The 8630-nt window shown below is 40.6% G+C and carries 10 protein-coding genes and 1 pseudogene; 4 read left to right on the forward strand and 7 right to left on the reverse strand.

The window, feature by feature from the left end; translation table 11 throughout:
• Nucleotides 1-65 precede the first annotated feature (65 nt).
• A complete protein-coding gene (locus tag WC615_RS10625) occupies nt 66-1697 on the reverse strand; it encodes a carboxylesterase/lipase family protein (RefSeq protein ID WP_372978081.1) in 1632 nt (543 codons plus the stop codon).
• A 119-nt stretch (nt 1698-1816) separates the two neighbouring features.
• Between WC615_RS10625 and WC615_RS10630 the strand changes: the two genes are divergently transcribed.
• Nucleotides 1817-2095, forward strand: a complete 279-nt coding sequence (locus tag WC615_RS10630) for a SelT/SelW/SelH family protein (protein WP_372978082.1) — start codon at nt 1817-1819, stop codon at nt 2093-2095.
• Between the two features lie 68 nt (nt 2096-2163).
• Nucleotides 2164-2601 (forward strand): Rrf2 family transcriptional regulator, encoded by a 438-nt coding sequence (locus tag WC615_RS10635; protein WP_067063173.1) that lies wholly within the window; start codon nt 2164-2166, stop codon nt 2599-2601.
• Nucleotides 2602-2621: 20 nt separating this feature from the next.
• Here the strand turns inward: WC615_RS10635 and WC615_RS10640 are convergent, their stop codons facing one another.
• Both WC615_RS10640 and WC615_RS10645 read right to left on the reverse strand, forming a co-directional pair.
• Entirely contained in the window at nt 2622-2753 is a 132-nt protein-coding gene (locus WC615_RS10640; RefSeq protein WP_372978083.1) for a hypothetical protein, read from the reverse strand.
• Nucleotides 2754-2794: 41 nt separating this feature from the next.
• Complete coding sequence (locus WC615_RS10645; protein ID WP_372978084.1) at nt 2795-4132, reverse strand: hypothetical protein; 1338 nt, start codon at nt 4130-4132, stop codon at nt 2795-2797.
• A 115-nt stretch (nt 4133-4247) separates the two neighbouring features.
• Here WC615_RS10645 and WC615_RS10650 point away from each other — a divergent pair, with 115 nt between their 5' ends.
• On the forward strand, nt 4248-4460 hold the full coding sequence (locus WC615_RS10650; protein ID WP_372978085.1) for a hypothetical protein: 213 nt from the start codon (nt 4248-4250) through the stop codon (nt 4458-4460).
• Nucleotides 4461-4504: 44 nt separating this feature from the next.
• Here the strand turns inward: WC615_RS10650 and WC615_RS10655 are convergent, their stop codons facing one another.
• Nucleotides 4505-5224 carry an RluA family pseudouridine synthase gene (locus tag WC615_RS10655; RefSeq protein WP_372978086.1) on the reverse strand — a complete coding sequence of 240 codons (720 nt, stop codon included), beginning with the start codon at nt 5222-5224 and terminating at the stop codon, nt 4505-4507.
• 110 nt (nt 5225-5334) lie between these two features.
• On the opposite strand from WC615_RS10655, the gene WC615_RS10660 reads away from it, so the two are divergent.
• Nucleotides 5335-5844 carry a hypothetical protein gene (locus tag WC615_RS10660; protein WP_372978087.1) on the forward strand — a complete coding sequence of 170 codons (510 nt, stop codon included), beginning with the start codon at nt 5335-5337 and terminating at the stop codon, nt 5842-5844.
• Between the two features lie 45 nt (nt 5845-5889).
• Here WC615_RS10660 and WC615_RS10665 read toward each other — a convergent pair whose 3' ends face one another.
• From WC615_RS10665 to gatB, 3 genes and pseudogenes are all read right to left on the reverse strand, one after another.
• Nucleotides 5890-6576, reverse strand: coding sequence for a response regulator transcription factor (locus WC615_RS10665; protein WP_191176687.1), 687 nt, complete (start codon nt 6574-6576; stop codon nt 5890-5892).
• A gap of 103 nt (nt 6577-6679) precedes the next feature.
• Nucleotides 6680-7795 carry a redoxin domain-containing protein gene (locus WC615_RS10670; protein WP_372978088.1) on the reverse strand — a complete coding sequence of 372 codons (1116 nt, stop codon included), beginning with the start codon at nt 7793-7795 and terminating at the stop codon, nt 6680-6682.
• 3 nt (nt 7796-7798) lie between these two features.
• Nucleotides 7799-8630, reverse strand: a pseudogene (gene gatB, locus WC615_RS10675) (Asp-tRNA(Asn)/Glu-tRNA(Gln) amidotransferase GatCAB subunit B); the annotation flags it as partial.

Genomic DNA, 8630 nt, shown 5'->3' on the forward strand with positions numbered 1-8630 from the left:
TATAAGGGCGCAAAGATCAGATCTTTGCGCCCTTTGTTATTTATAAACTATTCGGTAATTACAAATTACTTCAAATACTGTTTATCTAAAAACACATATCTTCCTCTAAGCTGTGTGCTTTCTTTTTCCAAAACCGTCTTTACATCTATATTGATATAGGTAACTGCACCGCCTTTTACGTTAGCGTTCCATTTTGGTAATGCAGGGCCATTAGGGTTACCGGTTTTAATAAAGTTGGCAAAGTAACTTTCCATAGTGGCCGATACCTTATAATCTTGAGGTGTCCAGGCATAGGTGGTGTTGGTAGCCAGGTTACCCATTGCATATTCAATTTCTGATGCATGCGCGGCCCCCACATAGGGTTCGGGAGCCTTATTTGCATCGGGCATTTCGGCACCGCCTTTTATAATGCCACCGGCAAGCCCGGCTTTGGCGTTGCCCATTTTAGCTGTCATAGGCGGGCGTGGTTTAGAGAATAAGTAACGGTAAACCGGTTTGTCGCTGGTTAAGGCGTGTGCATCTGCCCATTTCCAGGTACTATAAACTATAAACCTATCGCTAGCCAGTTCAGTGGCCGATTTGATAACCTCCTGCTGCGTACCACCCGGATATAGTTTTAAAACCTCGTTGGCCTTATCATTATATAAAGCTTTTACCTTTTTGGCATAATTTTCCGGCGTTGGTGCATCTCCGCCCATAAGTGCCTGGTAGGGTATCTCTGCCGAATTCCAGCCGGCTAATAGAGGCACTTTAGCCTGCTCGCCCAATACGAATGATGCAGCGGGGCTTTTGGTTAAAAAATAGCCATCTATAGTTGCTGATTGCATAGATGGCATGCCGGGTATAGAGGCTTCGTCAAGCAGTTTATCTGCAGGTATCTCACGCAGTTCCTGTAATGATTTCGCACCTGCCATCCCGGCAAATTTCACTCCGTTGCTTTCACCTTCTGTAAGCGGGATAGCCGCCAGTGTCGGTTTTATCATTGCACCGCTTTCACCAATGGCGCCGGCTATCAGTTTTTTTGATAGCGGTGATACCATTTGCGCCGATACCGCTATAGAACCTGCCGATTCGCCCGCGATAGTAACCCGTTTGGGGTCGCCACCAAACGCAGCAATATTTTGTTGCACCCAACGCAGGGCCGCATTTTGATCAAGCAGGCCGTAGTTGCCCGATGAATGATGTACAGACTCTTTAGTCAGATCCGGGTGGGCCATAAAACCGAACACTCCTAACCTGTAATTTACAGTCAAGGCAATAATACCTCTTTTCGCCATACTTTCGCCATCATAACGCGCTTCAGATCCATCACCCGCTACAAAGCCCCCTCCATAAAAATAAACCAGTACAGGTAGTTTGGTTTTTGATGGTTTTGCGGGTACCCAAACATTCAGGTACAGGCAATCTTCGCTCATACCCGGCGAACGGAACCCCATATCACCAAAAACTTTTTTTTGCATGGCATTATAACCAAAAGCATCGCATTTGCGCACACCTCTCCAATCATTTACCGGCTGTGGCTCTTTCCAGCGCAACTCACCAATGGGGGGCTGTGCAAAAGGGATACCTTTAAAACTGTTAACACCCGATTTTTCGGTTACGCTTTCAACAATCCCATTAGCGGTTTTAACCTGTACCTGGGCAAGCGTTATAATACAGGCTAACTGCAGCATCAAAAACAATATGCTTTTTTTCATGAATTTTATTTTATAATTGGGTGGTGTATTGATGATGAAATTACTAAATTTTATTCACAAAACAATTCATTATGTCAAAACGACACATTAATAAGTATTTTGTTATAATTTAAATCGGCATGAAGCCAACCATCACTATTGAGTATTGCCCAAAATGTAACTGGCTTATGCGCGCGGCATATATGGCGCAAGAGTTACTCACCACTTTTAGTGAGGATGTTTACGGCATAACCCTGCAGCCCAGCGACATATCGGGCAAATACAATATTCGTATCAATGAGGCAGTGATATTTGACAGAAAAGAGCAAGGCCGTTTCCCCGATATAAAAGAGTTGAAGCAACTGATACGCGATGTGGTTTGCCCCGATAAAAGCCTGGGGCATTCAGACAATGCATAGCTAAATACTATGTTTGCATATTATGTTGTACAAATTTGTTTATGTAACTTTGTGTACTATATTTATAGATGCTATCCAAAAAAACTAAATACGCGATAAAGGCGCTGGTTGTCATGGGCAAGAACATGGACAAGCCACCTATGCAGATATCAAGAATTGCCGAGCTTGAAAAGATCCCTAAAAAGTTTTTGGAGCAGATCCTGCTTGATCTGCGCAACGCGGGTTTCCTGTACAGTAAAAAAGGGGCCGGCGGTGGTTACAGTCTAAACAAAGACCCCAAGGAAATTTTCCTGGTTAGTATTATGCGTATTACCGACGGGCCTATAGCTATGGTGCCTTGCGCAAGCCTTAACTTTTACCATCGTTGTGATGAATGCCACCAGGAACACACCTGCGGTATACGCGATGTGTTTATTGAGGTACGCGATGCGTCGCTTAAAATTTTATCAGAAACCAGTATTGCAGATATTATTGGCCGCGAAAACACACTGATTGTAAGCGAGTAGCATAAACGCCGACAATAATGTTATTCATCATTTAATTTTTCTGAGATGTTTTTAATAGAGTCATCAAGCAACGACGCTGATTTATATAGATATTCTTCTATTTGCGCATAATCTTCCAGTTTGTTATTGCTATGCTTTAATATATCTATCATACCTAATATATTGGTGAGGTGTTTGCGTACCTCGTGCGAGTTTATAAAGGCAAGTTCCTCTTTTTAGCTTCATATAAAAGCTTTTCATAATGGCGCTTTTGCCTTACATTACGGTAAAACAGGGCAATAGCTATTATACTTAAAGCAGCAATCAATACTATAAACAGTAGCCATAAACGTTCCCGTTTATAAATTTCAGCTTTTTGCATGTATGAGTTTTCTGTCTCATCAATTTTTATTTGTGATGATATACTGCCTACCTGCGTTAACCTGATGTTGTTTTCAACCGACTGTTTAAGCGCCAGCATAAAATTGTACGAGGATGCTTTGTAATCACCTTTTTTTTCAGATATCCGGGCCAGCGTTTCATACAGATGAAATTTCACTTCGGGCTGGTTGCTTTCTGTATCGGCTGTAAGTAATTTCCCAATTACAAGTTTTGCAGAATCTAACTGCCCGCTCATATAATAAGCATCAGCCAAATGTTGTTCTTCTAAATCGTTGTGCGCATAACCTTTACTTTTTTGCAATTCTTTTATCTGCTTTATTGCCAAATTATAATTATGCTGCAATAAGGTTATATAATACGCTGTACGTTGGCGATACGTAAATATTTTATAGTTTTTATTTTCGGGGTTATTAAGTTTAATATGACAGGCCCTTAACGAGTCTATCTTATTCATCCTAAAATAATTTTCAGATTTGTTATACAATATCACACTTGATAACAAGCGTTTTCCTGTTGTATCATTGGCTATAAGTGCCCAGGCCTTATCAAGATAATTTAACGATTGCGAATAAAACCCCGATTTATAAAAAAGGTCGGAAATGTTTATATTCAATGATGCTTCGCGCCTGTTATCTTTAAATTTATTTTTCAGTTTCCTTACTTCGATAGTTGCGAGCCTATAGTTATAAATGGCCCCTATATAATCACCTTTATCTGTTTGTATAAAGCCCAGATGGCTTAACAGCTGAAACATCAAATAATTTTGATTGTTTTTTTCTGCAAGCTGCACAGCTTTAGCCATATAACTCTCAGCTTGTTTAAGGTCGTGCTTATTGTTAAATGAAACGGCTTTTAAAAAAAGCGAAAAAATATCCCTGTTGGGCAGATTGTATTTTACAAAATAGCTATTTAATGTATCCTGTACATATGATAATTTACTTGTATCAGCGGCTTTAAGGCATGTTTTGGTAAAAGTGATCAACCTTTTTTCGCGTAAAAAGGCGTCTTGCTGAGTAAGAATATTAATTAAAGTATCCTTGTTAATTTTTGGCTGACGCGGTTGTACAATAGTTTTTGGGCGTGCATTTACATTCACAACCTGCAAGAATAACAAGGTTAAGCTTAAAGCGAAAGTAAGCCTTTTAAACATTCATATTTTTTTAATAAATTTATAATAAAACCACGTATTAATACGCAACTTTTAAAATTCTGTTACGTAATAAAACAACTATATTATTTTTTATTTTTGTAAAAAAATTCATTGAATGAAAAAAGTTATTTACATATTATTAGCCATCGTTGCTATTGCCGTTTACTCTTGTCAAAAAGATAACACCGCCCCGACCAAAAAAATCACGCCTTCGTTAAAAAGCGTATCAACAACTTTAAAGATCAGGAAAGATACTACACCACCTGATCCGATGTTCATTAAAAAGGCAGTTAGGGATACTACCCCACCAGATCCGTTATTAAAATAATAACGAATACAAAAGCCCCTTCATGATGCAGGGGCTTTTGTATTCTAACTATCAAATTTATCTAATAATTTTAAAAGCGTTTCGAAGTCTTTTGGATACGGCGCGTGCACAGTTATATCCTGGCCCGATGGTAGCTTAAAACTCACCTCATAAGCATGCAATGCAAAACGTTTCATGATAGGTAATTCTTCTTGGTCTTTCCCTAAAATATACTTGCGTTTTATTTTTGAAAGAAACACCGGTTGCCCTTTATACATTTCATCCCCTGCAATTGATGCCCGCTGTGTTGCCAGGTGTATACGGATTTGGTGCATGCGCCCGGTAACCGGGCGGCACTCTACCAAAGTATAATGTTTATAGTATTTTAACGACTGGAACCAGGTTTCGGCCCGTTTGCCTTCCTGGCGGCTAATGGTTACATTGCCTTTACCAACGTTTAGTATCGGCAGGTCTATCAACAACTCATCAAAAACGTGCGTACCATCAATTACTGCATGGTAAACCTCCTTTACCTTACGGCGTTCAAACTGCATAGATACTGTACGGTAAGCTTCCGGTTTTTTGGCTATAATAAGCGCTCCGGAGGTCTCTTTATCCAACCGGTGACATATCTGCGCATCGTCGGTATATTGTTTAGCCAGGCGTAGCATATTGATCTCGCCGCCTTCCCTCTCATCCAACGAACTGATGAACGGTGGTTTATTCACCACAATAATATCGTCATCTTCAAATAGTATCAGGTCGGCAAACTTTGGAAACTTCATAGCCGGCAAAAATACGGTTAATTAAATTAATTGCTACATAAGGCATTAAAAACAAATTTTATTCACTAATGTTAAATACCTATCTATCATCTACCTAAAATAAAAACAGCATGAGCACAAAAAAAACACAGCCTGAAGAAAAGGGCTTCTTTGAAAAGATAAAAGAAACCATTGAAGAATTTTGGGACGGCACAAAGGAAACTGCTGAGGACCTGAAAGAAAAAGCAGAGGACAAAATTGACGATCTGAAAGAATCGGTATCGGCCAAAAAGAAACCGGTTGCCAAAAAAGTAGCTACAGCTAAAACAGCAGTTGATAAAAAAGTAGCAGCAACAACAACCGCGGCTAAAAAAGAAGTTGCCAATGTTAAAGCAAAGGCAGCCGTAAAAGCAAAAGCAGTTACTGATAAAGCTAAAACCACCACAGCCGCAGCCAAAAAAACAGCTGCCAGTGTTAAAGCAAAGGCCGCAACCAAAGCTAAAGCTGTTACCGATAAGGCAAAAACGGAAATTACGGCTGTAAAAAAAGCAGCCGCACCTAAAGTTGCCGCTGCAAAAACAACAGTAGCTAAACCTGCCACCACAGCAAAAAGAAAAGTAGCTGCCACAAAAAAGGCATAAACGCTATATAGTAAAAAAGCCCTCCCGATAATCGGGAGGGCTTTTTTATGCTTCGAATTTATAGCCTACGCCTTTTACTGTGGATACGCAATCGTCCCCAAGTTTTTCGCGTAGTTTGCGTACATGTACGTCGATGGTACGGTTGGTAACCACTACCGAGTCTTCCCATATGTTTTTCAGGATCACCTCGCGGGTATAAACTTTGCCCGGTTTTGAGGCCAGTAAGTATAATAACTCAAATTCTTTTTTGGCCAATACCACCTTAACACCTTTTTTATAAACAAGATATGCTTCGCGGTCAATTACCAGATCGGCAATTTCCAGTTTGTTATCCGTAACTTCTTCTGGTGGTGTGTTGCGGCGCAATATGGCATTTATACGGCTAACCAATGCGCGGGGCTTAATTGGTTTCGCTATATAATCATCAGCCCCAACGTTGAAGCCTGCAATTTCAGAGTACTCTTCGCTGCGGGCAGTAAGGAATACCATAAAGGTGTTTTTAAACTCGGGCATGGTGCGCATAATGCGGCATGCTTCAATGCCATCCATTTTTGGCATCATTATATCTAATACGATCAGGTCGGGCTGTGTGCGTTTGGCTTCGGCTACTGCCTCCTGCCCGTTACGGGCAGAATATACCTGGTAACCTTCTTTCTTCAGGTTATACTCAATCAGCTCTAAAATATCCGGTTCGTCGTCAACAATTAATATCTTTTGTTTGCTGGTGCTCATGTATATTTATTTTGGCATAAATGTATAACCTTAATAGAAGCTTACAGTTAATTTAATATTAACAAATTGTTAAATAGCGCCAAAAGTTAACCTTTAATTGAGGTTATTTAAATGTTTTCTTTAAAAAATCTTCAAGATCGGCACCTGTTACATTCTTTGCAACTATCGTCCCCTGTGGGTCAATGATAAAATTAGAGGGAATAGCTTCGATGTGATAAAGGCGCTCTGTAGGCCCTTCAAACCTTTGAAGATCAGATACATGCATCCAACTTAATTTATCGGCATTAACAGCCTGCTGCCAGTCTTTTTTCTCAGTATCCAGCGATATCCCTAATATATTGAAGCCTTTATCTTTATATGCGGCGAACTGTTTTACCACGTTAGGATTTTCCTGCCGACAAGGGCCACACCACGATGCCCAAAAATCGAGCATTACATATTTGCCTTTATAGTCTGATAATTTCACCTCTTTACCATCAATACTTTTAATAGTAAATTCAGGCGCTTTGTGCCCTACTGATATGGGTTTTACCGCAGCCATTTGTTTTAAAAAGGTTTGTACCGATGGGTTATCTTTAAAATCGCCCTTAATATCATCGGCATAAGCAACCAGTTGCTGCTCATACTTATACTGATCGAGTGAGGTTGCCGCGTAAAAACCTGCAAGTGATTTTTTATTGGCGTTAACAAATTTCAAAATCTCGGCGCTGTAATCGGCAATATTTTTTTGGAATTGCGGCACATAAACCTTCAACAACGAATCAGACTCATGGCCAAGGGCAGACGATTTGGCTGTGTACTCGTCAGATAGCTTGCTGTTCTTCTCGCCATAAAGGTTGCTTATTTTATTAAACTCCTTAATTTTTTCGGATGTTTCTGATCCGCTTACCTCGTACGAATGGCTCACATCAGCCAGGTCTGTTTTAAAAGTGATATTATCGCCATTTTGCGCAACAATATCATATATGTTACTACCAATACGCAGTTTATACAAGTTGGCGTAAGGCGCGTTGTGTTTAAAGGTAAAATTGTTACCCGAGCCCACGCTGGTTGAATCAATAATAGATACTTGTGCACTATCTGCCGCCAGCAGGTAAACTTTTTTAATGCCGCCAACATTGCTCAATGTTCCCGATATGGTAAACGTGGTGGCATCTTTACATGATGTAATAACAACTGCTGCCATTAATGCAAGGCAGGTAACAATACGGTTCTTCATATCTTATTTAGATTCTAATTCTTTTATTAAAAGCTTGTTGGTTTTTTGCGGGTCAATTTTACCCTTGGAAAGTTTCATCACCTCGCCCATGAACAAGCCTAAAACGCCCTTTTTTCCTTTTTGGTATTCTACCACCTTATCAGGGTATTTTGCTAAGGCGGCCTTTATAAATCCGTCCACTTCGTCTGTATCTTCGCTTATCAACAAGTTTAACTCTTTTGCCAATTGGTCGGCGGTTTTGCCATTTCCTTTCAGCATTGCCGGGAATAATTTTTGCGCAGCTACCGAGTTGTTCACTTTGCCCTCATCAACCAATTTTATTAACCCTGCTAAAATAGCGGGTTGTATCCCGATGTTGCTAATGCTAATGTCATTATCGTTAATGTATGATCGTACAGCCCCCATTACCCAGTTGGCTGCCGACTTATAGTTGGCGGTATGTTTTATCAGTTCTTCAAAATAAGCGGCAAATTCCTTATCGGCAATAATAACGCCCGCATCGTAGTCAGACAGGCCAAGCTTTTGGGTATATTTCTCAAACAGTTGGCTTGGTAAAGCGGGCATGTTACTGCGGATAGCTGCCAGTTGTGCCTCCGTTATTTGTACGGGCATCAGGTCGGGCTCGGGGAAGTAGCGGTAATCATTCGCCATTTCCTTAGAGCGCAATACGGATGTTTCGCCTGTATCAGCATTAAAGTTAAGCGTGTTTTGATCTATGCGGCCACCATTCTCAATAACCTCTACCTGGCGTGCAAATTCATGCTCGATAGCGCGCTGTACGTTCCGGATAGAGTTCAGGTTCTTCACCTCACATCGGTTGCCATACTGGGCCGCG

This window comes from Mucilaginibacter sp., from assembly GCF_041663085.1.
Classification (GTDB): Bacteria; Bacteroidota; Bacteroidia; order Sphingobacteriales; family Sphingobacteriaceae; genus Mucilaginibacter.

Excerpts from the sequence above, each read along its gene's own strand:
- WC615_RS10625 (WP_372978081.1), bottom strand. The coding sequence starts at position 1,697 with ATGAAAAAAAGCATATTGTTTTTGATGCTGCAGTTAGCCTGTATTATA.
- WC615_RS10630 (WP_372978082.1), top strand. The coding sequence starts at position 1,817 with ATGAAGCCAACCATCACTATTGAGTATTGCCCAAAATGTAACTGGCTT.
- WC615_RS10635 (WP_067063173.1), top strand. The coding sequence starts at position 2,164 with ATGCTATCCAAAAAAACTAAATACGCGATAAAGGCGCTGGTTGTCATG.
- WC615_RS10640 (WP_372978083.1), bottom strand. The coding sequence starts at position 2,753 with ATGATAGATATATTAAAGCATAGCAATAACAAACTGGAAGATTATGCG.
- WC615_RS10645 (WP_372978084.1), bottom strand. The coding sequence starts at position 4,132 with ATGTTTAAAAGGCTTACTTTCGCTTTAAGCTTAACCTTGTTATTCTTG.
- WC615_RS10650 (WP_372978085.1), top strand. The coding sequence starts at position 4,248 with ATGAAAAAAGTTATTTACATATTATTAGCCATCGTTGCTATTGCCGTT.
- WC615_RS10655 (WP_372978086.1), bottom strand. The coding sequence starts at position 5,224 with ATGAAGTTTCCAAAGTTTGCCGACCTGATACTATTTGAAGATGACGAT.
- WC615_RS10660 (WP_372978087.1), top strand. The coding sequence starts at position 5,335 with ATGAGCACAAAAAAAACACAGCCTGAAGAAAAGGGCTTCTTTGAAAAG.
- WC615_RS10665 (WP_191176687.1), bottom strand. The coding sequence starts at position 6,576 with ATGAGCACCAGCAAACAAAAGATATTAATTGTTGACGACGAACCGGAT.
- WC615_RS10670 (WP_372978088.1), bottom strand. The coding sequence starts at position 7,795 with ATGAAGAACCGTATTGTTACCTGCCTTGCATTAATGGCAGCAGTTGTT.